The sequence below is a fragment of the Nodularia spumigena CCY9414 genome, assembly GCF_000340565.2.
In the GTDB taxonomy this organism is placed as follows: Bacteria; Cyanobacteriota; Cyanobacteriia; order Cyanobacteriales; family Nostocaceae; genus Nodularia; species Nodularia spumigena.
The window spans coordinates 4,575,053-4,598,078 of the sequence record NZ_CP007203.1 but is presented as its reverse complement, the minus strand read 5'-3'; the positions used below and the strand labels follow the sequence as shown (position 1 = coordinate 4,598,078).

25 protein-coding genes are annotated in these 23,026 nt (G+C 42.2%); 13 read left to right on the top strand and 12 right to left on the bottom strand.

The window, feature by feature from the left end; genetic code table 11:
• Nucleotides 1-336: 336 nt before the first annotated feature.
• Both topA and NSP_RS20095 read right to left on the bottom strand, forming a co-directional pair.
• Nucleotides 337-3,009: a type I DNA topoisomerase gene (gene topA, locus NSP_RS20100; protein ID WP_006197444.1), complete on the bottom strand. Its 2,673-nt coding sequence runs from the start codon at nt 3,007-3,009 to the stop codon at nt 337-339.
• A gap of 266 nt (nt 3,010-3,275) precedes the next feature.
• Nucleotides 3,276-3,806 carry an NAD(P)H-quinone oxidoreductase subunit 2 gene (locus NSP_RS20095; RefSeq protein ID WP_006197445.1) on the bottom strand — a complete coding sequence of 177 codons (531 nt, stop codon included), beginning with the start codon at nt 3,804-3,806 and terminating at the stop codon, nt 3,276-3,278.
• Nucleotides 3,807-4,505: 699 nt separating this feature from the next.
• On the opposite strand from NSP_RS20095, the gene NSP_RS20090 reads away from it, so the two are divergent.
• Nucleotides 4,506-6,068, top strand: a complete 1,563-nt coding sequence (locus NSP_RS20090) for an NAD(P)H-quinone oxidoreductase subunit N (RefSeq protein ID WP_006197447.1) — start codon at nt 4,506-4,508, stop codon at nt 6,066-6,068.
• 344 nt (nt 6,069-6,412) lie between these two features.
• Here the strand turns inward: NSP_RS20090 and NSP_RS20085 are convergent, their stop codons facing one another.
• Nucleotides 6,413-7,015, bottom strand: coding sequence for a response regulator (locus NSP_RS20085; protein WP_006197448.1), 603 nt, complete (start codon nt 7,013-7,015; stop codon nt 6,413-6,415).
• 258 nt (nt 7,016-7,273) lie between these two features.
• Here NSP_RS20085 and lipA point away from each other — a divergent pair, with 258 nt between their 5' ends.
• Together lipA and psaX are read left to right on the top strand one after the other, a co-directional pair.
• On the top strand, nt 7,274-8,194 hold the full coding sequence (lipA, locus tag NSP_RS20080) for a lipoyl synthase (RefSeq protein WP_006197450.1): 921 nt from the start codon (nt 7,274-7,276) through the stop codon (nt 8,192-8,194).
• 205 nt (nt 8,195-8,399) lie between these two features.
• A complete protein-coding gene (psaX, locus tag NSP_RS26395; RefSeq protein WP_063872378.1) occupies nt 8,400-8,534 on the top strand; it encodes a photosystem I protein PsaX in 135 nt (44 codons plus the stop codon).
• A gap of 21 nt (nt 8,535-8,555) precedes the next feature.
• Here psaX and NSP_RS20070 read toward each other — a convergent pair whose 3' ends face one another.
• The gene (locus NSP_RS20070) at nt 8,556-9,422 is read right to left on the bottom strand and encodes a branched-chain amino acid ABC transporter permease (RefSeq protein ID WP_006197452.1); all 867 of its coding nucleotides are present in this window, start codon (nt 9,420-9,422) and stop codon (nt 8,556-8,558) included.
• Between the two features lie 190 nt (nt 9,423-9,612).
• Between NSP_RS20070 and NSP_RS26090 the strand changes: the two genes are divergently transcribed.
• Both NSP_RS26090 and larE read left to right on the top strand, forming a co-directional pair.
• Nucleotides 9,613-10,089 carry a hypothetical protein gene (locus tag NSP_RS26090; RefSeq protein WP_006197453.1) on the top strand — a complete coding sequence of 159 codons (477 nt, stop codon included), beginning with the start codon at nt 9,613-9,615 and terminating at the stop codon, nt 10,087-10,089.
• Between the two features lie 155 nt (nt 10,090-10,244).
• Entirely contained in the window at nt 10,245-11,072 is an 828-nt protein-coding gene (gene larE / locus NSP_RS20060; RefSeq protein ID WP_006197455.1) for an ATP-dependent sacrificial sulfur transferase LarE, read from the top strand.
• An 80-nt stretch (nt 11,073-11,152) separates the two neighbouring features.
• Here larE and NSP_RS20055 read toward each other — a convergent pair whose 3' ends face one another.
• On the bottom strand, nt 11,153-12,115 hold the full coding sequence (locus NSP_RS20055) for an SGNH/GDSL hydrolase family protein (protein ID WP_042202507.1): 963 nt from the start codon (nt 12,113-12,115) through the stop codon (nt 11,153-11,155).
• A gap of 260 nt (nt 12,116-12,375) precedes the next feature.
• Here NSP_RS20055 and NSP_RS20050 point away from each other — a divergent pair, with 260 nt between their 5' ends.
• Entirely contained in the window at nt 12,376-12,588 is a 213-nt protein-coding gene (locus NSP_RS20050; RefSeq protein ID WP_006197457.1) for a hypothetical protein, read from the top strand.
• A 53-nt stretch (nt 12,589-12,641) separates the two neighbouring features.
• Here NSP_RS20050 and NSP_RS20045 read toward each other — a convergent pair whose 3' ends face one another.
• On the bottom strand, nt 12,642-13,547 hold the full coding sequence (locus NSP_RS20045) for a DNA-methyltransferase (protein WP_006197458.1): 906 nt from the start codon (nt 13,545-13,547) through the stop codon (nt 12,642-12,644).
• Between the two features lie 499 nt (nt 13,548-14,046).
• Here NSP_RS20045 and NSP_RS20040 point away from each other — a divergent pair, with 499 nt between their 5' ends.
• Both NSP_RS20040 and NSP_RS20035 read left to right on the top strand, forming a co-directional pair.
• Nucleotides 14,047-14,595, top strand: a complete 549-nt coding sequence (locus tag NSP_RS20040) for a CAP domain-containing protein (protein WP_006197459.1) — start codon at nt 14,047-14,049, stop codon at nt 14,593-14,595.
• Nucleotides 14,596-14,682: 87 nt separating this feature from the next.
• Nucleotides 14,683-15,312: a ribonuclease H-like domain-containing protein gene (locus NSP_RS20035; protein ID WP_017804372.1), complete on the top strand. Its 630-nt coding sequence runs from the start codon at nt 14,683-14,685 to the stop codon at nt 15,310-15,312.
• 47 nt (nt 15,313-15,359) lie between these two features.
• Here the strand turns inward: NSP_RS20035 and NSP_RS20030 are convergent, their stop codons facing one another.
• Nucleotides 15,360-15,815, bottom strand: coding sequence for a rhodanese-like domain-containing protein (locus tag NSP_RS20030; protein WP_006199105.1), 456 nt, complete (start codon nt 15,813-15,815; stop codon nt 15,360-15,362).
• Between the two features lie 193 nt (nt 15,816-16,008).
• Nucleotides 16,009-17,088 (bottom strand): 4-hydroxythreonine-4-phosphate dehydrogenase PdxA, encoded by a 1,080-nt coding sequence (gene pdxA / locus NSP_RS20025; protein WP_173403310.1) that lies wholly within the window; start codon nt 17,086-17,088, stop codon nt 16,009-16,011.
• Nucleotides 17,089-17,404: 316 nt separating this feature from the next.
• Between pdxA and petM the strand changes: the two genes are divergently transcribed.
• The 3 genes from petM (at nt 17,405) to NSP_RS20010 (ending at nt 19,934) form a co-directional block, all read left to right on the top strand.
• The gene (petM, locus tag NSP_RS20020; protein WP_006199111.1) at nt 17,405-17,509 is read left to right on the top strand and encodes a cytochrome b6-f complex subunit PetM; all 105 of its coding nucleotides are present in this window, start codon (nt 17,405-17,407) and stop codon (nt 17,507-17,509) included.
• A gap of 254 nt (nt 17,510-17,763) precedes the next feature.
• On the top strand, nt 17,764-18,768 hold the full coding sequence (locus tag NSP_RS20015; protein ID WP_006199112.1) for an SDR family oxidoreductase: 1,005 nt from the start codon (nt 17,764-17,766) through the stop codon (nt 18,766-18,768).
• Nucleotides 18,769-19,016: 248 nt separating this feature from the next.
• Nucleotides 19,017-19,934 (top strand): NAD(+) kinase, encoded by a 918-nt coding sequence (locus tag NSP_RS20010; RefSeq protein WP_006199113.1) that lies wholly within the window; start codon nt 19,017-19,019, stop codon nt 19,932-19,934.
• A 116-nt stretch (nt 19,935-20,050) separates the two neighbouring features.
• Here the strand turns inward: NSP_RS20010 and NSP_RS25665 are convergent, their stop codons facing one another.
• On the bottom strand, nt 20,051-20,275 hold the full coding sequence (locus NSP_RS25665) for a hypothetical protein (RefSeq protein ID WP_144360577.1): 225 nt from the start codon (nt 20,273-20,275) through the stop codon (nt 20,051-20,053).
• A gap of 19 nt (nt 20,276-20,294) precedes the next feature.
• Here NSP_RS25665 and nblR point away from each other — a divergent pair, with 19 nt between their 5' ends.
• Both nblR and NSP_RS20000 read left to right on the top strand, forming a co-directional pair.
• Nucleotides 20,295-21,002 (top strand): response regulator transcription factor NblR, encoded by a 708-nt coding sequence (gene nblR / locus NSP_RS20005; RefSeq protein WP_042203119.1) that lies wholly within the window; start codon nt 20,295-20,297, stop codon nt 21,000-21,002.
• Nucleotides 21,003-21,041: 39 nt separating this feature from the next.
• Nucleotides 21,042-21,407, top strand: coding sequence for a DUF2237 family protein (locus NSP_RS20000; RefSeq protein ID WP_006199115.1), 366 nt, complete (start codon nt 21,042-21,044; stop codon nt 21,405-21,407).
• Nucleotides 21,408-21,616: 209 nt separating this feature from the next.
• Here the strand turns inward: NSP_RS20000 and NSP_RS27560 are convergent, their stop codons facing one another.
• From NSP_RS27560 to NSP_RS19990, 3 genes are all read right to left on the bottom strand, one after another.
• Nucleotides 21,617-21,790 (bottom strand): zinc ribbon domain-containing protein, encoded by a 174-nt coding sequence (locus NSP_RS27560; protein ID WP_420892081.1) that lies wholly within the window; start codon nt 21,788-21,790, stop codon nt 21,617-21,619.
• The gene (locus tag NSP_RS19995) at nt 21,720-22,718 is read right to left on the bottom strand and encodes an RNA-guided endonuclease InsQ/TnpB family protein (RefSeq protein ID WP_017804371.1); all 999 of its coding nucleotides are present in this window, start codon (nt 22,716-22,718) and stop codon (nt 21,720-21,722) included. Before NSP_RS19995 ends, NSP_RS27560 begins: the two co-directional genes overlap by 71 nt.
• On the bottom strand, nt 22,702-23,026 hold a 325-nt coding region (locus NSP_RS19990), incomplete at its 5' end, for an IS607 family transposase (RefSeq protein WP_044482852.1). The genes NSP_RS19990 and NSP_RS19995, both read right to left, overlap by 17 nt.

The window sequence follows — 23,026 nt, the reverse complement described above, 5'->3', positions numbered from 1 at the left end:
ATTCTGGAAGTGAGCTACTTCGAGAATTTGGAGTTGTGATTCCCCCTACTTTTTAGATTATCACATTACAAACATACAAAATGGCATTTAACTAATGATGGGCGTTCTTAATCAAGAGCCAAAAGTCCACAGTTAGCAAGTTTTACAACAACTCTGGACTTTTGATTCTTGACCGTACGAATTTTAGATTTTGGATTTTGGATTTTGGATTGTTTTTTTTGTTCACGCCCTGCCCCTATGCCTGCTCATAAATCTAAAGTACTCGCTGCGCTGCTTATGCTTGGCTAACGTCAATCTAAAATCGCAAATCTAAAATCCAAAATTGTTTGACCTTAACTAACCTTCGGCATCATTTTTTTTAGCGCTGGTCTTCGATGATTTAGCAGTTGACTTGGATCCCGGCGGCGAGGTTCGCCGACGAGAAGTTGTTGATTTACTTGTCTTGCTAGGAGATTTTTTGGTCGATGCTTTGGTTGCTAATAATTCTAACGCTGTAGATAGGGTGATATCTTCTACCGATTGACCTTCTGGGATGCTGACATTAATTTTGCCGTGCTTAATATAAGGGCCATAGGGGCCATCATAAATATTCACTGGCGTACCTTCTTCCGGGTGCATACCCAATTCGCGTAAAGCCGCCTTAGATTTGCTACTGCTGGAGCCACGTCCCTTTTTCGGTTCAGATAATAACTCCAATGCCCGTTCCAGAGAAACTGTCAGCACATTATCAGCAGCTTTGAGAGAGCGATAGTCTTTTCCTTCCTTACCCTGGTCGTGAACGACGTAAGGACCAAAACGCCCCAAACTGGCTTGAATTTTCTTACCTGTGTCAGGATGGACACCCAATGTCCGAGGTAGAGCCAAAAGACCCACAGCCATCTCTAAGGTGACATTTTCAGGAGTGACACCTTTAGGTAGAGAAGTTTGTTTGGGTTTGGGATTTTCTTCGGTTTTGTCACCCAACTGCACGTAGGGACCGTAAGTACCAATTTTGAGATAAATTGGTTCACCAGTTTCAGGATGGCGACCTACCTGGTCAGGTCCCACGGTTTTTTGCCGCAGTAGGACTTCTACCTGTTTAGGGTCGAGATCAGATGGTGTGAGGTCTTTGGGAATTGAGGCAGTAACCACAATGCCATCATTGTCAACTTCGATGTAGGGGCCATATTTGCCAATGCGGACTTTAGCATCTAAATTTTCCAGTAATACCGTTCTAGCTTGACTGGCATCAATTTGACTTTCCTGTTCTTTGACTAAAGTTTCTAAACCTTTGTCTCCCAGGTAAAATTCCCGCAAATAAGGTAACCACTTAGCTTCGCCTGTGGCAATATCATCCAGGGTTTGTTCCATTTTCGAGGTGAAACTGGGGTCTACAACATCCGGGAAATGCTTTTCTAGCAGGTTGGTGACAGCGAAAGCGGTGAAAGTAGGAATCAAGGCGTTACTCACTAATTGGGCGTAACCCTTATCAATGATTGTGCCGATGATGCTGGCGTAGGTACTAGGGCGACCAATGCCTTCACTTTCTAAGGTTTTTACTAGAGTAGCTTCGGTATATCTTGCTGGGGGTTGGGTTTCATGACCCACGGCTTCTAAGTCAGTACAATTTGGATGATCCCCAACTTTTAAACTGGGCAAAATCACTTCCTGATCTTCTAAAGCTGCATCTGGATCATCTGAACCTTCAACATAAGCGCGTAAGAAGCCGGGAAAATCAATGCGCTTACCAGAAGAACGAAAGCCCGCGTCTTCAACTTGCAACTGCACGGTAATTTGGGTTTGCCGACAGTCAGCCATTTGACTGGCGACAGTACGCTTCCAAATCAAGTCATAAAGCGCAAGTTCCCGACCACTTAAACCAGTTTCTTGGGGAGTACGGAAAGTACTACCCGCCGGACGAATGGCTTCGTGGGCTTCTTGTGCGCCTTTCGATTTGGTGGTGTATTGCCGAGGTTGGGGGCTGAGGTAGTTTTTACCGTAAAGTTGTTCTACACAGCTACGAGCAGCTGCGATCGCCTGATCAGACAAATGCACTGAATCTGTCCGCATATAGGTGATATACCCTTGCTCATACAAATTCTGGGCAGTTCGCATTGTGTCTCTGGCAGAGAGACGCAGTTTGCGGTTGGATTCTTGTTGCAGTGTCGAAGTAGTAAACGGTGGCGCAGGTTTACGCGTTACTGGGCGTTCATCGATGCTGTTAACATTCCAGGTTTTCCCGGTTAAGCGTTCCTGGAGAGCGTGAGCTTGCTCTTCGTTAAGCAACAAGACATTGCGCCCGGCGGTAATTTGTCCGGTGGCGGCATCGAAATCGCTACCAGTGGCTACTTTGGTTCCTCCCAGTGTGGTCAATTGGGCAGCAAAGGCCGTTTTTTCCTGCACCAAGCTAGCTTTTAAATCCCAATATGTACCTTCATGGAAGGCGCGGCGTTGGCGTTCCTTTTTGACTAAAAGTCCCACCGCTACAGATTGCACTCGCCCAGCAGATAATCCCCAGGCGATTTTTTTCCACAGCAGGGGAGACAGGGTATAGCCAACTAATCGATCTAAAATGCGCCGTGTTTCTTGGGCGCGAACTAACTGCTCATCAATATTGCGGCAGTTTGTCAAAGCTTTTTTAATAGCTTCTTGAGTAATTTCGTGAAACACCATCCGCTTGATCGGAACTTTTGGCTTCAGCAATTGGTACAAATGCCAACTGATGCTTTCACCTTCCCGGTCTTCGTCAGTTGCCAGAATCAGTTCATCAACACCTTTGAGGGCATCTTTGAGCTGGGTAACAACTTTCTTTTTGTCTTTGGGGACAACATACACCGGTTCAAAGTCTGCATCTATATTTACCCCCAGCTGCGCCCACCGTTCCGCTTTCACGGCGGCGGGAATTTCACTAGCCGATTGGGGTAGGTCACGGACATGACCCATAGACGCTTCTACCCGATAGTCTTTTGGCAGGTAGTTGCGAATGGTACGAGCTTTGGTCGGAGATTCGACGATGACGAGAGTTGACATGGAAATTTCCAGAAAAAGAGTAGCTTTGAAGCTAAGAAGTCGAGTTGAGTTAATTTCGGTGAAATGTCAAGATAAAACGTCACGCTGAGGGCTGTGATTTTATCCTGACACAAACTGCCCAAAAGGGAGAAAATTCTCTCAACTTCAGTTGCTGTAGTTCTTTGGAGAATTGAGCAGCAACCTTTGAAAGTCAATTGCCAGTTATTTCCATCTTTAACTTATCTCAGGCATAATTGGCGAATACAGTTTCAACAATACCCAGAAACTCAGACTTGGCTTAAATTTGCTGTGAAATGTCGTTGTATAGTGCTGCCAGTAATATTCAGAATGGTATTTGTGCTAAAAATACCACTGTCTTCGTCTTTAACAGTGTTATTATTGATAGTAGAATTTTGCCAATTTAAGGTAGCGCTTGCTAAGGCGATCGCCCCACCAATCCCAGCAATGTTATCAGTGCGATCAGCCAGAGCAATATTTTGACTTAAGGTACTATCAATTACTGTCAAATTGGCATTGTTAGCAGCATAGATAGCTCCCCCAGCATTATCAGCCCGGTTCTCGGTGAAAGTGCTTTGAGTGATTGTTGTATTGCCGTTAACAAACAGCGCCCCACCTTCTCTATCTGCTAAATTGCCAGTAAATGTACTGTCATTAATAGTTGTAGATGCGGCAGAATTTGCTAGACCATTGTGATAAATTGCCCCGGATTGGTCGCCGCCATTATTTTCCGCAAAGGTGCTATTGGTAACAGTTAAGCAGGCAGCATTACTGATAATGGATAAAGTCGAGCTTCTCAAGGTGGGCTAGGGGGGATCTACGAGTACCTAAAATCACAGCCAACCACTTTTCAAACACCCTCTAAGATTAAATACCCAGAAATATGAACAAATAATTATGACTATTTGTGGACTTGTAAGATTACGTATTGGTACTGTTATTTTGTAGCTATAGAAAATTGCAAGTTTCCTGGATAAAATATACTTCCAGAGGTGCTATTTTTTGGCTAATTCCCAATATCAGGCATTTTCAGCACTGATTCTATCGTAGAATCTAAGTATCTTTGCACTTAACCTTCATTTCCTCAAAAGCAGTTATGGTGAAGGTTAGATGGTTTTCGGAGATGTCTATTAGTCATTAGTCATTAGTCATTAGTCATTGGTCATTAGGAAGTTACCGTCTTCTCCCCACACCTCCCACACTCCCCACACCTCCCACACTCCCCACACTCCCCAGAAGAAGCAGGGGCGCACCGGAGCACCGGAGCAAGGGGGAGTGAGAAATTACTTTAAAACTTCCGGTTACTTAACAACCGTTCCTCTTCTCCCCTGCCCCCTGCCCCCTGCCCCCGTTCCTCTTCTCCCCCCTGCCCACACTCCCCACACTCCCCACTCCCCATTCCCCACTCCCCAAAAAGATAAATGCAACTTTGGTGAATAACAATAGATAGAATAAACTCAGCTAGCCTTAATGTCTAATCGTCAAAACCTATATATCTCATGGATTTTGCTAATCTTACATCCCAGTTGAATGCTGGAACGATTTTGCCAGAGGGGATTGTAATTGTCACCCTCTTAGGGGTTTTGATTGTTGATTTGATTTTGGGACGTACATCTTCACGCTGGATTGGATATCTGGCGATCGCAGGTTTAGTCGCTGCGATTGGCGCACTCTATCTTCAATGGGATGCAACAAATCCCATCTCCTTTACTGGTAGCTTTATTGGTGATGACCTCAGTATTGTCTTTCGCGGTATTATCGCGTTGTCTGCTGCTGTGACTATCTTGATGTCAATTCGCTACATTGAGCAGAGTGGTACTGCTTTAGCCGAATTCATCGCCATTTTGCTAACTGCAACTTTGGGAGGAATGTTTTTATCCGGTGCTAGTGAGTTGGTGATGATTTTCATCTCACTAGAGACCCTCAGTATTTCCTCTTACTTGCTCACAGGTTATACCAAGCGTGACCCGCGCTCTAACGAAGCTGCGCTGAAATACCTGTTGATTGGAGCTTCCAGTACAGCAATATTTTTATACGGCGTTTCGCTGCTGTACGGTCTATCAGGTGGAGAAACGGAATTAGGTGCGATCGCTAACGGTATAGCCGCCGCTAATGTTGGTCAATCTTTAGGTTTGGTAATTGCGCTCATTTTCGTGATTGCAGGTATTGGCTTCAAAATTTCTGCCGCACCCTTTCACCAGTGGACACCAGACGTTTACGAAGGCGCTCCCACCCCAGTGATTGCCTTTTTATCTGTCGGTTCCAAAGCAGCTGGATTTGCTTTAGCCATTCGCTTACTGACAACAGCCTTCCCCCTCGTTGCTGACGAATGGAGATTTATTTTCACTGCTCTTGCAGTTCTGAGTATGGTGTTGGGTAACGTCGTCGCCCTCGCCCAAACCAGCATGAAACGGATGTTAGCTTATTCATCCATTGCTCAAGCTGGATTTGTGATGATTGGCTTTATTGCCGGCACTGAAGCCGGATACGCCAGTATGGTATTTTACCTGATGGTCTACCTGTTCATGAACCTGTGCGGGTTTACCTGCATTATTCTGTTCTCCCTACGTACAGGAACCGACCAAATTGCCGAATACTCTGGCTTGTATCAAAAAGACCCACTTTTGACACTGGGCTTGAGTATCTCCCTACTATCTTTAGGTGGTATTCCGCCATTAGCTGGATTTTTCGGGAAAATTTACTTGTTCTGGGCTGGTTGGCAAGCTGGACTTTACTGGTTAGTTTTACTTGGTTTAGTTACCAGCGTTGTCTCCATCTATTACTACATTCGCGTAGTCAAAATGATGGTAGTCAAAGAACCCCAAGAAATGTCCGAGGTAGTCCAGAATTATCCAGAAATCAGGTGGAATTTACCTGGATTTAGACCTTTGCAAGTGGGACTGATAGTAACTTTAATTGCTACTACCATTGCGGGGGTTTTGTCCAATCCCCTATTTACACTGGCTAATAATTCTATCTCTCATACTGCAATGCTACAAGCAACAGCTATTGAGAGAACTCAGCTAAGTGCAATTTCCACACAGCAATCAGAAGAGTTGTAGATTGTACTCTTGATAATTCATCGCTGACGCTGTAGGGGTGTAAAAATTTGCACCCCTAAGCATAGAAATTTACCGAAAATAGTGGGTTTAAAGCCCCGTCACTTCAACAGGTGATACAGTGAACCTGTCAAACTGCTCAGAAGTAGTCGCAATCCACGGACTTGCAGCCGTAGGGCATACAGTCAAGATGCTTGCTGTATGCAAAGCGGCGCGTTAGCGCGGGTAAATTCATTGGAATCCCCGCAAAGCAAGAATCCTCGTACCTTTAGGTCGAGGAGTGTCAACAAGTATTTGTTTTCAAGACTACAGATTCAGGATAGTGGCAATGACTCCGGGTGCAAATACTACTTGATTTTTTGTTTAATAAAAGTCACCACCTGAGCTAGCTGTTTCTTCAAGCCATCCATTTCTGCTTGCATTTTGATAATTTTTTGATTCAACGCATCCATTTCTACCGAGTTAGTTGACTGATTATCAGAAGGCACTACTATCGTATTTACGATAGAAGAAGCGGCTACCGGAATATTCTTCGTGGCTACAGCAGCTACTGGAATTGTCCCTGGGCGAGGCTTTTTAGCCTTAACCATCGCGGACTTAATCGCACTAATGAGTTGCCTTTGATCAAACGGCTTGCCCAAAAATTCAAAGTATTCAAAAGGTTCTGTCAGTTTCTCCGTCACCTCTTCCTTGCGACCAGACATGATCACCAAGGGAATCTTCCTGAAATCAGGCTGTGCTTGAACTTCCTGAAAGACTTCCCAACCACTCATTTTAGGTAGCAGAAAATCCAACATGATCAAACTGAGCTTTTCCTGACGGATGAAATTGAATCCTTCCAAACCGTCCTTTGCTTCTAATACCTCGAAATTGCCTGGAGGCAACATTTGTCTCACTTTTAACCTGACTACCGTAGTGTCATCGATAACTAAAATTTTGTTGCTTGCCACGACTTATTGCTCTAACAGAAATTTTAAGTGTAAACAGCGACTTTGCTGATTGATTTTGAGAATGTTCCCACTATATCCAAATTTTTTGCTCATTGGGGAATAGTATATTTCACTATAAATGGCAATCCAGACAGTATTTTAAAAAACTAGTGCTTATATTTTCTAAAATTTGTGTCATGGTGATACTTAGGGCTTGAACCTTGCCCTAGTGCAGAAGAAATTCACCCTAAAGTACCTTTGGATATTGCTTGGAAGTCTATGACCTCGCCACAACCAGCCCCACTCAAATCAGAAATCACCGCAATGCCTAGCTGGTTACGTCGCCCCATTGGCAAAGCCAGTGAGCTTTCTACTGTACAACGTATCATTAAGCAACGCCAAATTCACACAATTTGTGAACAAGGACGATGCCCCAACCGAGGGGAGTGCTATGCTCAAAAAACTGCTACCTTTTTACTATTAGGTACAGTCTGCACACGCTCTTGCGCCTTTTGTCAAGTAGATAAAGGTCATGCACCCATGCCTATTGACTCAGAGGAACCGCGAAAAGTAGCAGAAGCCGTACAGCTTTTGGGATTGCGTTATGTGGTGCTGACTTCTGTAGCCCGTGATGATTTGCCTGATCAGGGAACGGGGCAGTTTGTCAAGACAATAGATACTATTCGCCTGTTAAATCCAGACACTCAAATCGAAGTGCTGACACCAGATTTTTGGGGTGGTGTCGGTGCTGGGGAATCAGGTCAATGGCAGAGGATAGCTACAATTGTGACAGCCAAACCAGCTTGTTTTAATCACAATGTGGAGACAGTAAGGCGGTTAACAGGCCCCGTGCGTCGGGGAGCCAAGTACGATCGCTCGCTGCGAGTCCTGGCTGTAGTCAAAGAAATTGACCCGACTATTCCGACCAAATCAGGTTTGATGCTGGGACACGGCGAAACCAGGGAGGAAGTAATCGAAACTATGGCGGATTTAAGGGCGGTGGGGTGCGATCGCCTGACTATCGGCCAGTATATGCGTCCCTCCTTAGAACATTTACCAGTTCAAAAATACTGGACACCAGAAGAATTTGACGCACTAAGCAGCGTAGCATGGGAAATGGGATTCAACCACGTCCGTTCTGGTCCTCTGGTTCGTAGTTCTTACCATGCGGGTGAAGAGGGAGTAGGGAGTAGGGAGTAGGGAGTAGGGAGCGGGGGTGAGTGGGAAATTACTTGACACTCCCGGTTGCTTAACAACCTTTCCTGTTCTCTTCTCCCCTGCACCCTGCCCCCTGCCCCTCTGCCTCATTCCAATCCCCAAAGACACAAATATTTTTAAAGAATTTGGGTTTTTGGTGCAACTGTTTGGTATTTCTGAGAAAGTCAAGAAAGAAGGAGAACGACTGATGGCTAAAGTTCAAAATTCCCCAGTTCCATCCACAGGAGCTAAACCCCCATACACTTTTCGTGCTGGTTGGGCATTGCTGTTATTAGCTGTTAACTTCTTGGTTGCAGCTTATTATTTCCACATCATTGAATAATTAGAAGTGGAATGGTGCTGCTCAAATCGTGCCTTTGAATAAACCTTTGGGGCGAATGAACAGCACCAAAATCATCATCAACAGCGCTATACCTTGTTTATACTGTGAACCTATCCACAGGGTGCTCAGTTCTTGGGCTATACCAATAATGAAAGCTGCGGCGATCGCACCGTAAGGATTACCAATACCCCCTAAAATTACGGAAGCGAATAAGGGCAAAATCAAAAACCACCCCATATTCGGGCGTACAGCTGTAATTAATCCATACATACTGCCACCTAAAGAGGTGAATGTGCCGGCAATAATCCAAGTCCAAAGGATGACTTGTTCGACATTGATTCCAGAAACTCTGGCTAAATCTATATCATCAGCAACGGCTCGCATCGCTTTCCCAATTTTGGTGTTTTGCAGAAGATAGTGCAGCGCCAAAATTGCTCCCACTGCTAACCCCAATACCAACAATTGATTTTGCGGTACCCGGATGCCAAAAATATCTAAAGCAGTTGTTACAGGTAATTTGTAATTTTGGTTCTGGCCGCCCCAGAGAAAGATAATCCCATTACGTAAGAATAAAGCCAGTCCAATAGAGATAATAATCAGCGTTGTGGAAGTAGCACGAATAGAGCGCATTCTTGACCACAATAATTTTTCTGAAAGTAGCATTGCTGCTACCGTTCCGACTGCCGCCAGAATCATGGATAGCCAAATATTTATGCCACCGGCATTGACTAACAGAGTCAAATAGGCTCCCAACGTGAGAAAATCACCATGAGCAAAATTAGATAACCGTAAAATACCGTAGGTCAGCGTCAGCCCCACTGCGGCGAGAGCAATAATGCTTCCTACTGCAATCCCATTGACAATTAGTTGAATAATTTGTGTATCCATCAGTTTTGGGTAAATAGTTGCCCCTAAGAAAATATTAGGAGGTCGATTTTATCAAAAATTTTTGGTCTGATAGTGTCGATAGTCACTATAAGTTATGAATTATAAAAAAAAGACAGTTGTGAGTTAATCTACATAAGATATTGTTTTCTGTTTTATGCCAAGTCAAATTTGTTCAACGGTCTAGTTGACCATGCAGCAATATTCAAGCTTACCAGAACAAAACTCATCAGTAGATAAAACGCCCACACTTTTGACAACAATGCAGCAACTTCGTGCCGAGTTGTGGCTGGAACGCAGCTTGAACCAGTTGCAAAGTCGCCTTAATGATTGCCTACTTTGTGCTTATAGTACCGTTTCACAAGCCATAACCACAGAAGCGGAAATTTTCCAAACTGTGGTGAATGAACTCAGCATGGCTTTGAATAGTATGACGGTAGCGATCGCTCTATTTCAACAGCGAGCAAAAATTGCTCAGGTTTGTTATGTTTCTGGTTCTGGTTCTGACTCACCATGCCCACAATTTATAGTTCTAGAGCAGAAAAATCAAAAACTGCAATTGAAATTGCAAGCGAGCAGAAGCACAGTATCAAATGATTCCAGTTATTGTTCAAACCGCAATGGCCATGAAAGGCGATGGCGAAACTTGTTTGGCTGCTGGAGTCGATGATTATATTTCTAAACCGATTGATTTATCTGTTTTAGGCAATTTAGTGGCAAAGTATAAAATTACCTAAAAAATCAGAAGCTGTCTCAAAATCATCAGTTTGATATCTAAGATAGAATTGATTGGGTGCTATAGGGTTCTGCCCAGAATGGGAAATCATGTTGACAGAAAAACTTGAGCAATTAAAAGTTTTATTTGGCGAAATGGAGCAGGCTTTGATTGCCTACTCTGGAGGGATTGACAGCACTTTGGTTGCGAAGATTGCCTATGATGTGTTAGGCGATCGCGCTTTGGCTGTAACAGCTGTTTCGCCTTCGTTGTTGCCAGAAGAATTAGAAGATGCGAAAATTCAAGCGGCAACGATGGGAATTCCCCATAAAATTGTCCAAACTCACGAAATGGACAATCCCAATTACACCTCTAACCCCGTCAACCGTTGTTATTTTTGCAAAAGTGAGTTACATGATACTCTCAAACCCTTAGCTTTACAGCTAGGTTATCCCTATGTAGTGGATGGCGTGAATGCTGATGATTTACACGATTATCGCCCAGGAATTCAAGCGGCGCAGGAAAGAGGCGCGCGATCGCCTTTAGCAGAAATCGGTGTAACTAAAGCCCAAGTCCGTCAACTTTCACAACAACTCGGTTTACCTTGGTGGGATAAACCCGCCCAACCTTGTCTGAGTTCTCGCTTTCCTTACGGTGAAGAGATTACTGTAGCCAAATTGCAAAGGGTAGGTAGGGCAGAAATTTATCTGCGAAAGCTGGGTTGGCAGAATTTACGCGTGCGTTCTGAAGGCGATACAGCCCGGATAGAATTGTTACCAGCAAATATCAAAGATTTTGTCTTGACTACCGATTTACAAACAGTAGTATCTGCATTTCAAGAATTAGGATTTATCTATGTCACCCTCGATTTAGAAGGTTATCGCAGTGGCAAATTAAATCAAGTTCTTAATTACTCAACCATGATTCCCAGTAATTAAAGGAAAAAAGGCGTTGCTGAGTTGCTGAATATGGGGATGAATTATGCACTGGTGGAAGAGTGGATTAACCAACCGTTAAATTAATTTTCTGACTGAATAAAATCTCTTTGTTGTAATGCTGAACGCCAAACATCATAGCCATCTTCAGACAAATGTAAACCATCTGTGGTTAATTCCTCGCGCAAATTGCCTTTAAAGTCTGTAAACCAATCATAAATGTTGAGATAATCAGCATTTTCTTGTTGAGCAATCAGAGCCAGTCGTCTGTTAAGCTGAATAATCCGGCTATTAGGAATGTTCGGTAGGCGAGTAGGCAAAATTGATTGCACTGTGATCTGACTATTGGGGTGAGTATGCTGCAACCTCCGGATAATTCGACGATGGTTAAGCAAAATTTCCTCGTCACTCTTGCTTTGGCGTAAGTCGTTAATCCCAGCCATGACGTAAATCACATGGGGGCGTGTGTCCGAAAATGCCCGCAATCTTCTGTAAATCCCACCGGAAGTATCTCCAGATATACCCTGATTTAGCCACAATTTACCAATAGGCAGTTTTTCTCTAGGAAACCACATACTCAAGGAATCACCAACTAAGATAGCTAAATAATTTGCACCTTGTCCTTGGCTGATGGCTTTGGCTTCTAAAGCTAATAATTTTTTCCAATCTTCATAAGTCAGATGACGCTTTTTTCCTGAATCCCATAATAATTGTGAAGTATCACCATCTATACGTGTATAAATCTGACCTGTTTTCAAAGCTGCAAATCTTTGGTAGTAAAGTTGATTACCAGATATTAATGGCAGGTTAGATGGTTGAGAACCGAGATTAAGTAATGAATCTGGTAATCGTTGAGTGGTGAACTCTGGTGAGGATTTGTCAAGGTTAGTAATGTTGTTTTCATCTACTGTTATCTGTGAACCCTGTGGGAAATTTCGCAATAATTTAGAACTTTCTGGCAGGATAATCGACATCTGTGGAAGGGCTGATGCTGGTATTGCCAATCCTGTTAACAAGCCTACTGCCAACAGATAAGATTCCCTCATCGCTTTATCTTTCCTCATTTTTATCGTTTTTCCCTATGACAGTATTCATCACCTGCACTCAGGAAAATTTTACTGATGTTTAGTGATTATTTTTATTTACCTGTATTGTATAGTTCTGTAAAGTAGGTTCATGAGATTATATTTGAGAATTTACCATTTCTTTAATTCTCAGTGTTAAACCAGTCTTATTTGATCAGACTTTTTTGTGGACTATATACAAGAAACTTCTGGGAAGTGCTAAGATTTAGGCTAAGTAATTAATGTTTCTTTTTTATTCTGTGGCTAGAGCTAGTACAGCAATTGGTGTCAGTCCAATCATCAAGGAGATTGTGCAAAAACAGGCACATTCGACACGTTTAACCCTAAAAGAGGTGATTCTTATGGGAATGTTAGCTATTGACAAGCTAGATGATCAAAGCCGTCAAGAGTTAGCAGATCAAGTTCATCAAATGCAGGTGAAGGGCGAGATTTGAGCGCATAGTTATAAATTTTAACTTTTCACTCAAAACTCTGAAATTTCATCTGATTATTGAGCGAATCGATAACGACTTCCCTTAACATAATCCTCATTAAGTTCAAAAGAAATCCATCGGCGTTGCCAAGTTTGGGCGACAAACCCGGTTGTATTGGAACCTGCAAATGGGTCTAACACCATATCACCTTCATCAGTTAAAAATTTGATGAAAAATTCAGCGAACCCTGAAGGAAACCTGGCTGGGTGGGGTTTCATTCCCTCGGCTTTACAGCGCCTTAAATAAGCGCTATTGGATTCAGTATTGGCAATTTCTAGCAAATTTGGCGGAATTGCGCCCTGGTTGTCTTTTTGGAATTTATCAGAAATATCATGTCCACTGGGACGGATTTTAGCTTTATAGCCATTTTTCAGTAGTTGTTTCATACTCTGGCTATATGGCTTTAAAACTTTTCTGTTGTCGGCTTTAGGATTTGGTGTTTTCGACAACCACCAAACTACATTTACTGAATCTTTCACCCGAATTCGTCTAATTGTCACCCACTCAGCAGGGGTAGGTAATCGGGCTGGATTGTAATGATAGAATTCTTGAGCGAGAAAAAAGCCGACTTCTTTACACAATCTCACTAAAAGTTCGTATTGGTAGATACTCCGCACCGGATTACCACGCAGGTAAGCGCCGCCTAAATCTAAAACAAATGAGCCATTCTCGGCTAGAACTCTTTTAAACTCATAGGCGAAAGGTAGAAACCATTCAATATATTTGTCCGCAGTTTCGTTACCGTATGCTTTTTGACGTGTGAGAGCAAATGGTGGTGAAGTGAGGATAAGATTAATACTATTTTGATCTAGAGATTTAATAAGTTTGAGACTATCACCCAAATATGCTGTTCCTAAACTTTGGGTGTAATAAGGAGTTAAAATTATGTCTTCGGGTGATTTTATAGTTTCTTCGTGCAAGAGTTTTAATTGGTGAAAAATTATTTCAATTTTATACAGTAGATTCCATAGATATGCAACACATATTCATCTATATTCATCTGTGGTTAATATTTGAAATTGTTTGAGCAGCTAAAACATCGGTAAAAAAAAGTATAGTCAAAAGCCCTCCCTACGCATAAATGAAAGTCTAGCACTTTTTTTAGGGTATAAATTTACCAATCACTGATTTGATGGGCATTCCATACACCTGCATAATTTCCTAGAAACGATAAATCACTGGATAAGTGGGTACAAGTAGCCCGAATCATTCACCCACGATTTTGGCAAGGGCGCGCATCTTACTAAAGGCTGATTTATTGCAAAATTGACCACAAAAAGAGTTAACTTATTTTTTCTGTAAAATATTTGTCAAAATGCCTAAGTTTGATGAATGTTGAATAGTATCCTGTTAGGTATTCTGAGAAGAAGAAGAAATTAGCGTATAGGTCTAACAATTACACACATCACGCGACTATCCATGTTCCGACAACCTGCTTTTGGCATCGCTTTAAGTACGCTTGTCCTTGCGAGTGGATTAATGAATGCTCCCATAACAGATAATAATTCTAAAAAACAAACCACTCGTAATCAACCGTTATTAATTCCTTCAAGTCAGGCTGCAACATTAACTACTACCTTTAAAACTAATGCCCTAGAGAAATCAGTTTTTGAGAAGATTAATCAATATCGAGTTGCTCATAATTTGCCAGAGTTGACTTTAAATGCAAATATCACTCAACAGGCAAGGATTCACAGTCAAAACATGGCTAATGGAAAAGTCCCTTTTAGCCATGAGGGATTTGAACAGCGAGTTACTGCTATTCCCCTGCGCTACAACGGTGCGTCCGAGAATCTCGCACTCAATCAGGGATATAGCAATCCTGCTAGCGAAGCTATTACTGGTTGGTTGTCTAGTCCCGGACATTTGAAGAATATTCACGGACATTATGACCTCACGGGGATTGGTGTTGCTACTAATCAGCAAGGCGAAGTTTACCTTACCCAAATTTTTATTCGCAGTAGATAGATTGATTTCCTGAGTTTTACACAATAATAATGTAGTGTCTCATAGTATTTTTATCTAAAAGACACTGCATTTTTTATTGAGTGATTCATGACATTACAAGATTTTCAAGTAGGCGATCGCGATTTAAGTGACGCTGTTCTGGCTGAGTATTTAGCATCCGATGCGATCGCTGTCGATACCGAAACAATGGGATTATTACCACAGCGCGATCGCTTGTGTCTCGTTCAGCTATGCAATCCAGAGGGTAAAGTGACAGCAATTCGCATAGCCAAAGGGCAAACTGAAGCCCCAAATTTAAAAATACTCATGGAAGCGGTGAATGTGGTGAAAATTTTTCACTTCGCTCGTTTCGATATTGCGACTTTACGCCATAACCTGGGGATTCAGGTTCAGCCTGTCTTTTGTACCAAAATTGCTAGTAAGCTGGCTCGCACCTACACCAACCGTCACGGACTCAAAGAGGTAGTACAAGAGTTAGAACACATAGAATTAGATAAAAGCTCTCAAAGTTCCGATTGGGGTAACGCCGCTAATTTATCTGAGGCTCAACTCAATTATGCTGCCAATGATGTCCGCTACTTAATCAGTGTCCGCCAAAAACTTATGGAAATGCTCCAACGAGAAGAACGTTGGGAAATAGCTCAGGAATGCTTTCAAGTTTTGCCCACTTTAGTCACCTTAGATTTATTGCAATTTAAGGATTTATTTGAACATTAAGTCAACAGTCAATAGTCAATAGTTGCTAGTAACTATTGACTGAAAAACTACACATCTTTGTCCACATTTTCCAAGTGATTTTGCATCCGAGATACCACATTTAGATCATCTGCACCTGCGGGAGTTTTGGATTCAATAATGCCTTCTGTGGGACCGCCAACTTCCTTCCATGCAGCTAGACCACCTTTGAGTTGAGATACATGGTCAAATTTAGCATTACGGAGCATTTGAGCGGCTTGGGCGGCTTGTTGGTCATTCGCACCGTAGATATAAATATCACGATGTTTATCTAAAGATGATGCAGCTCTATCGACCAATTCATCCATAGGCATGGGCATCGCCCCCATAATATGACCTTCGTTGTAGGTCAGGCGATCGCGGACATCTAGAATTGTAAAAGCTGGTTCGCCCCATTCTAAGCGAGATTTCAGTGCATAAACATCAGATTGTGGTTCTATTGGTGGTTGGGAGGGAATAATAGCGTTTAGTGGATTAGTATCCATAACTTTTTTTACCTAGTTTCACTAGCAGTAACCTAGCAAAATATATACATTCTTATTATCTTTCGTAGGTATGAATATTTTCTACCTCTGTCTACAGCTAGATTAGCTGATTTGTTTTTTAACGCTGATGAAACCCGGAATCCCTATAGAACTTTGCGCGGTTACGGTGACAAGTTTGAAACGCAGAGGGGCGCTAAGTTAGCGCAGAGGTACGCTGAGTGGTTACTAATTCAATTGCCAATTCTATGGCGGCTTTCATGCTTGTTGCATCAGCGATTCCTTGACCTGCAATATCAAAGGCTGTTCCATGATCTGGTGAGGTGCGAACAAAAGGTAAACCAATGGATGTGTTAACGGCGCGGTCAAAAGCCATCAATTTCACTGGAATTAAACCTTGGTCGTGGTACAGTGCCAAATAAGCATCGGCGGGATTTTGAATAGAAGCATTACCATACCAAGCTTGACCGGGTTTCACCCACATTGTGTCTGGTGGTATGGGACCATCTAGCTGCCAATGGGGGCGTTTTTGCCGTTCTTGTTCTAACCAGGGAATTAACCAGTCTTGTTCTTCTGTTCCCAGTTGTCCCTGTTCGCCACTGTGGGGATTTAAACCGGCGATCGCTATTCTCCCATTTTTTAAACCAAAGTCTGCTGCTAAACACTCCACCAGTAAATCTAATTTTCTTGTCAATAACTCCGGTGTTAATGTGTCGGCTACTTGACAAACAGGAATATGTGTGGTAGCTAGTAAAGTTCTGAGTGTCCAACCAGTATGAGGCGATCGCGCCACAAATAACATTCCGAAGCGGTTAACCCCTGATTTTTCCGCTAAAAGTTCCGTTTGCCCTGGATAATTGTAACCTGCCAACTTCCAGGCAGATTTCGCAATGGGGCCTGTGACGATAGCATCAAATTTACCGGATAGCGTGGAGGCGATCGCATATTCCATATAGGCAAAACTCGCCGCACCACTAGCAGCATTACCATTACCTATAATAATATTGTTGGCAATATCCCTATCTAATGGCACATCCATAACTTTTAACTCCTCTGGATTTGCTAAATCTGTTGCATTCAGCCTTTCATAAACCTGAATCAGCAAATCCCTACTACCTACCACAGTCACGTCGCAGTTTTGACCAATGGCTGAATCTGTCAAAGCCTTTAAAATGACTTCAGAGCCAATTCCAGCCGGATCTCCGAGAGTTAGAGCCAAACGTGGGCGATTAACTTTTGATAAATTTACTGTGTTATCTTGATTGCTTTGATACATAATATTAATTAAAAATTTGGTAATTAAACGACTGTCATCAGCCAAAATTAGAGATTGATCATCAAACTGGTTTAGAATTATTTACACAGGTCTAATTAAACAGTAGCCTTTGTAGAGCTTTTGGTAGAGCCAGTTTACCTAAAACTACATCAGGCAATTGGTAGACATAAAATTAAAATGCTTACACTTCTGGGTTTAAGCAAGAAAAAAATGTGAGCATTTGTGAGCATTTTTGAAACAGTGCCAAAACAGGAAATCTCAGGGGAAACCTGAAGATTGACTGATCATCAACCATTCGTAAAGGAGTATCACACCAATGGGCGGCGAAATTCTCAATGCAGCGCTATTATCTTTCGGCTTAATCTTCGTGGGTTGGGCTTTAGGTGCTTTGTTACTGAAAATTCAGGGCGCAGAGGAATAATCCTCACAGAAGAGGCAGGGGAGCAGGGAGCAGGGGATTGAAGAGGCAGGGGAGCAGGGAGCAGGGAGCAGGGGTGAGTTAGAAATTACTTTACATTCCCGGTTGGTGCTTAACAACCTTTCCTCTTCTCCCTTGCGCCTCTGCTTCTTTCTCTCTGTGTGAATAAAGTTTATTAAAATAACGTAAACTTTTGTTTAGAGAGCTAATTCTGTTAAGATTCATTTCATAAAAGTTAAAAATTTAAAACTACCCTCATGACTTTATTAATCGTCGGTGCCACTGGCACCTTAGGAAGACAAGTGGCTCGTCGTGCTATCGATGAGGGGCATAAGGTACGCTGTCTGGTGCGGAGTACCAAAAGAGCTGCATTTCTCAAAGAATGGGGTGCGGAATTAGTGCGGGGAGATTTGTGTAACCCCGAAAGCCTCACAGCAGCGCTGTCAGGTGTAACAGCAGTTATTGATGCGGCGACATCTCGCGCTACAGATTCACTGACTATTAAACAGGTGGATTGGGATGGACAGGTAGCATTAATTCAAGCTGCCAAAGCTGCGGGTGTAGAACGTTTTATATTCTTTTCTATTCTTGATGCCGACAAGTATCCAGAAGTACCACTGATGGAAATTAAGCGGTGTACAGAAGTATTTTTAGCTGAATCTGGGATAAATTACACGATTTTGCGCTTGGCTGGCTTTATGCAAGGCTTAATCGGTCAATATGGTATTCCTATTTTGGAAAATCAACCAGTTTGGGTAACTGGTAATTCTTCCCCCGTAGCTTATATGGACACTCTGGACATCGCTAAATTTGCAATTCGCAGTTTGAGTGTGCCAGAAACCCAGAATCGAGCTTTCCCTGTGGTGGGTACTCGCGCTTGGAGTGCAGAGGAAATCATTGGTCTGTGTGAGCGCTTGTCTGGTAAAGATGCCAGAATCACACGAATGCCAATTAACCTGCTGCGTACTATCCGCCGGGTCATCCGCTTCTTTCAGTGGGGCTGGAATGTTGCAGACAGATTAGAGTTTACAGAAGTCTTAGCCAGTGGTAGACCGTTAAATGCTCCAATGGATGAGGTATACCAAGTTTTTGGCTTAGACCAAGGACAAACCACAACTCTGGAAAACTACCTACAAGAGTATTTCAGTCGCATTATGAAGAAGCTCAAAGAGCTAGACTACGAGAAAACTAAATCGAGAAAGAAAAAAGAGAAGCCTAAAAAAACTCCCTTTAAACAATCTTCCAAAGCTAACAGTCAATAAAATTATTGGTCATTGGTCAATCAATTTTAGATTTTAGATTTTGGATTTTAGATTTTGGATGAGACTGCAATCTAAAATACTCGCTGCGCTGCGCTACGAAGATCGCAAATCCAAAATCCAAAATTCTTGACAAACTAGTCCCCAATCTTCAATGCCCAGTGATTTTTTGAGAGACTAATGACTACATTGGCCAAAATATGTCACGATGACAGAAGTAAAAAGCATCTTTTAAACTTGGATATTTGAGTGTGCCGAAAGCAGGCATTATTTACAATGACGTTAAACCGATAGCGGCTCGCATCGCTATCGAACTGAAAGACAAGCTCACCGCAGCCGGTTGGGATGTGTTTGTCACCACCAGTATTGGTGGCATATTGGGCTACTCTAAGCCAGAGAGTCCTGTGTGCCACACTCCTATTGAAGGACTGACTCCTCCTGGTTTTGACTCAGAAATGAAGTTTGCTGTGGTCTTAGGAGGAGATGGCACTGTTTTAGCAGCTGCGCGTCAAGTCGCTCCGGCTGGTATTCCACTGTTAACGGTGAATACTGGTCACATGGGATTTTTGACGGAAACTTATGTGAATCAACTGCCTCAAGCCATAGAGATGGCAATGGCGGGCGATTTTGAAATCGAAGAACAATCCATGCTGAGTGTGAAAGTTTTTCGCGGTGAGTCTGTGCTGTGGGAAGCCCTGTGCTTAAACGAAATGGTTTTGCATCGAGAACCATTAACTTCGATGTGCCATTTTGAAATTGCGGTAGGGCGACACGCACCAGTGGATATTGCTGCCGATGGTGTGATAGTTTCTACCCCCACAGGTTCCACAGCTTATTCATTAAGCGCTGGTGGTCCGGTGATAACTCCGGGTGTACCTGTGTTGCAGTTAGTCCCCATTTGTCCCCACTCCTTAGCTTCTAGAGCATTGGTATTTCCAGATACCGAAACAGTCAATATTTACCCAGTCAATATTCCTCGGCTGGTGATGGTAGTAGATGGGAATGGGGGATGTTATATTTTCCCAGAGGATCGGGTATATTTAGAGCGATCGCCCTACAAAGTCCGGTTCATTCGTCTGCAACGACGGGAATTTTTCCGCATTTTGCGCGAAAAGCTCGGTTGGGGTTTACCACATATCGCCAAACCGTCATCAGTAGAGTTACCCTAGTACCGCAAGGCGAAAGTCAAAAGTCAAAAGTCAAAAGTCAAAAGTCTTAATTTCGGGATTTGGAAATTTTTGAACTGGTATAACTATTTACGCCTTGCGGTCATAGTACAAATAAATCAGCTTCGTTCAGTATAGCGATCGCTGATCTCTAAGTCCACAATCAAATTCTCAAACACCATAATGGAATTAGGAATCAGGGATAAAAATTGCCTCTGATGACTCAATGGCTGATACCTGACTGTGTTAAAACATTCAGCATCTCCATGAGAAAAACCCGCAATTGTATATCTAGCTGATTTATGGACTTTCCTGAGAACGTCTAGACAATCCAAAATCCCCAATCCAAGATTCCCAATTATGATAACAATTGCTCACAGTCCCTGTGTTCTGGTGATTGAAACCGATGAGAGTCTAGCAAATCAGCTTTCCTTTGATTTGCGAGAAGCCGGTTATGAAGCGATTTTGGCTCATAATGCGGCTAGCGGTTTACAATATTGTCGCGATGCCGACGGTGGGCAAAGCCATCGCCAACCTGCTTTAATTGTTGTAGACCGGATGCTCTCAGGAGAATCAGGACTCTCGTTGTGTAAAAATCTCAGAAGTGCTGGGATGTGCGCCCCTGTTCTCGTACTGATGGCTAGAGATACAGTAGATGACAGGGTAGCTTGTTTAGAAGCTGGGGCTGATGATTACTTCCTCAAGCCTTATCGCCCAGAAGACTTTTTGAAGTTGATTCGCCTCTATTTAAAACCTGAAGTTGATACCAGCGAACAGTTACGCTTTGGGGATTTAATTTTAGATGTCGCCACCCGTCGCGCCATACATAACGGGCGGACAATTGACTTAACCATGAAAGAATTTGAACTATTAAAATTCTTAATGGAACACCCCCGTGAGGTATTGACCCGCGAACAAATTTTGGAAAATGTCTGGGGTTACGACTTTATGGGTGAGTCGAATGTGATAGAAGTTTACATTCGCTATTTACGCCTCAAAATTGAAGATGAAAGTCACAAGCGTCTGATTCAAACAGTGCGCGGTGTGGGCTATGTTTTACGCGAGTCGTAAAGTTAATATTAAAATTGTCGCAGAAATTAGGAATTAAATATGGCAGATGCAAAAAACGTACTAGGGACAGACCTGGAGAGTTGCTGTACATCTCCCATGACTGGCTATTACCGCGACGGGTTTTGTACTACAGGTGGTCAAGATTTTGGGATGCACGTTGTTTGCGCCCAAGTCACAGCAGAATTTTTGGAATATACCAAATTGCAAGGAAATGACCTCAGCACACCAGTTCCCCAATTTAATTTTCCCGGATTACGGCCAGGCGATCGCTGGTGTTTATGTGCTGCTCGTTGGCAGGAAGCTTTAGAAGCTGGGGTAGCGCCGCCGGTTGTCCTCTCAGCTACTCATGCTAGAGCCTTAGAAGCCTGTTCGCTAGAAGATTTGAAAAAACACGCCGTTAGGTAGGGAGTGGGGAGTGGGGAGTAGGGAGTAGGGAGTGGGTATTAATCTGGTAAATTGCGCGGGGGTACAGTTCTTCCGTTACATAAAACTTACTCAAACTTACCTATTTAGACTTTTCTATAATAGATAACTTGTACTAGATGGGGTTTGAAGTTTACTTTCTGCTTCATCCTGGTAATGTCGGCATTATCCAGTCCACAGACTAACACTGTCTAACTGACAGCTTTTGACAAATCAATTTTTGATAAATTGATAGCTGCGTTTAAATCTCTATCACACTCAAAACCGCAATTTTCACATTGAAAAACTCTTTCGTTAAGTGTGAGATTTTCTTTTTTTAGTTCCGCAATTAGAACAAGTTTTAGAACTGGGATACCATCTATCAACCACGACAAGTTCAGAACTATACAATTCACACTTGTAGGTTAGTTGACGACGAAACTCATGAAATCCCATATCGGAGATTGCTTTTGCTAATTTCCTGTTTGCCAACATTCCAGATACGTTTAAATCTTCGATTACCACTTTGCCGTGGTTCTTGGCTAATAAAGTAGTAAGTTTGTGTAATGTATCTTTACGAATGTTGGCAATCTTCAGATGCAATTTAGCAATTTTTAGTTGTGCTTTTCTCCAATTGTTTGAATTGATAACTTTATTTCTGTTTAACCATTGCAACCTGCTTAATTTAGATTCATATTTTTTGTAAGACTTTGCACCTTCTATAATTTCACCTGTTGATAGAGTAGCTAAATTTTTTACACCTAAGTCTACTCCCACAACTTTGAGGTTTTTATTATCTTGTTTTTCTACATCAAATCTAAAACTAATAAACCATCTATTAGCCTTACGACTAATGGTTACTGATTTAATTTCTTTTTGAGGTAGTCTTTCATAAGTTTGGAGAACTCCTATCTTCGGTACTTGTATTTTATTTGACTCTAAATTTTTGACACTACCCTCTAAGGTAAAGCTATCATGTTTACCCTTTCTCTTAAATTTAGGCACTCCTGATATTTTTTTAAAGCACCTATCCCATGCTGTTTTTAAAGCTCGTAGAGCTTCTTGTGGTGCTGATTTTGAACATTCGTAATACCAGGGATTTTCACTTTTTACTAATGCTACTAACCATTTATGTAAATCAATAGCAGTAGGAAATTTTATTTTGGAATTAGGATTTAACTTATTGTGCTCTAATATCTGTTTGGTAAGAGCTAATCCCCAATTCCAAGCATGACGAGCAACACCACAATGTTGAAGTAGTTGGGTACGCTGATGGTTATTGATTTTTAACTCAGTTTTAAAGCCGAACAGCAACTTCTTTCAACTCCTCTATAATTTTCTTGTTTTTGTGACTTCTAGATCCATACAGTCTGGCACTAAAAACTGTAATTATTTCTAAAACATCTTGAGCTAAGTCTTCTTCAAAAGTTGAGTCTTCAGTTCTATTGATAATTACTATTTCTGTTCCAAAATGTTCACACAAACTAAAAATTAATTCACTACCAAATCTCAATAGTCTATCTTTATGGGTTAAAACAAGACGTTCAAGTTTACTATCAACAATTAATCGGATTAATCTCTTTAATCCTTTTTTGCTGTAGTTTAAGCCTGAACCTAAGTCT

What these genes read in the sequence shown, in the direction of transcription:
- topA (WP_006197444.1), bottom strand. Translation starts at nt 3,009, where the DNA reads ATGTCAACTCTCGTCATCGTCGAATCTCCGACCAAAGCTCGTACCATT.
- NSP_RS20090 (WP_006197447.1), top strand. Translation starts at nt 4,506, where the DNA reads ATGGATTTTGCTAATCTTACATCCCAGTTGAATGCTGGAACGATTTTG.
- lipA (WP_006197450.1), top strand. Translation starts at nt 7,274, where the DNA reads ATGACCTCGCCACAACCAGCCCCACTCAAATCAGAAATCACCGCAATG.
- psaX (WP_063872378.1), top strand. Translation starts at nt 8,400, where the DNA reads ATGGCTAAAGTTCAAAATTCCCCAGTTCCATCCACAGGAGCTAAACCC.
- NSP_RS20070 (WP_006197452.1), bottom strand. Translation starts at nt 9,422, where the DNA reads ATGGATACACAAATTATTCAACTAATTGTCAATGGGATTGCAGTAGGA.
- NSP_RS26090 (WP_006197453.1), top strand. Translation starts at nt 9,613, where the DNA reads ATGCAGCAATATTCAAGCTTACCAGAACAAAACTCATCAGTAGATAAA.
- larE (WP_006197455.1), top strand. Translation starts at nt 10,245, where the DNA reads ATGTTGACAGAAAAACTTGAGCAATTAAAAGTTTTATTTGGCGAAATG.
- NSP_RS20055 (WP_042202507.1), bottom strand. Translation starts at nt 12,115, where the DNA reads ATGAGGGAATCTTATCTGTTGGCAGTAGGCTTGTTAACAGGATTGGCA.
- NSP_RS20050 (WP_006197457.1), top strand. Translation starts at nt 12,376, where the DNA reads ATGTTTCTTTTTTATTCTGTGGCTAGAGCTAGTACAGCAATTGGTGTC.
- NSP_RS20040 (WP_006197459.1), top strand. Translation starts at nt 14,047, where the DNA reads ATGTTCCGACAACCTGCTTTTGGCATCGCTTTAAGTACGCTTGTCCTT.
- NSP_RS20035 (WP_017804372.1), top strand. Translation starts at nt 14,683, where the DNA reads ATGACATTACAAGATTTTCAAGTAGGCGATCGCGATTTAAGTGACGCT.
- NSP_RS20030 (WP_006199105.1), bottom strand. Translation starts at nt 15,815, where the DNA reads ATGGATACTAATCCACTAAACGCTATTATTCCCTCCCAACCACCAATA.
- pdxA (WP_173403310.1), bottom strand. Translation starts at nt 17,088, where the DNA reads ATGTATCAAAGCAATCAAGATAACACAGTAAATTTATCAAAAGTTAAT.
- petM (WP_006199111.1), top strand. Translation starts at nt 17,405, where the DNA reads ATGGGCGGCGAAATTCTCAATGCAGCGCTATTATCTTTCGGCTTAATC.
- NSP_RS20015 (WP_006199112.1), top strand. Translation starts at nt 17,764, where the DNA reads ATGACTTTATTAATCGTCGGTGCCACTGGCACCTTAGGAAGACAAGTG.
- NSP_RS20000 (WP_006199115.1), top strand. Translation starts at nt 21,042, where the DNA reads ATGGCAGATGCAAAAAACGTACTAGGGACAGACCTGGAGAGTTGCTGT.